Source organism: Aquabacterium parvum, assembly GCF_001447195.1.
Taxonomy (GTDB): domain Bacteria; phylum Pseudomonadota; class Gammaproteobacteria; order Burkholderiales; family Burkholderiaceae_C; genus Aquabacterium; species Aquabacterium parvum.
In genome coordinates this window covers 1-273 of sequence record NZ_LFRI01000025.1, presented here as the reverse complement: position 1 = coordinate 273, position 273 = coordinate 1, and the positions used below count along the sequence as shown (strand labels likewise).

Here is a 273-nt window from a genome sequence, read left to right as displayed (position 1 = left end):
CGAAACGGCGTAGCCCTTTCCATGCAGATAGCGATAGAACAGCTCGACATACGGCAGCTCATCGAGCGGCTCATCGGTCAGCTCTTCCGGCACCTCGACACCTCGGAAGCACCCAGCAGAACCAAGAAGGCGTTTCACCTTGAGCGTCTGAAAGGCATGCCATGTATCGGCAACCGGCTGATCGCTGAACTTGACGGCGTACTTGAAAACCTCCATGAACCCCTCGGCGGGATCTCCAACGATGGGCCGCACATCAACGATGAAGCTGTCCCC

The 273-nt window shown here is 57.5% G+C and carries 1 pseudogene; it reads right to left on the bottom strand.

Features of this window, described 5'->3' with window-relative positions:
* Nucleotides 1-273: pseudogene (locus ABG80_RS22275) on the bottom strand (protein rep); the annotation flags it as partial.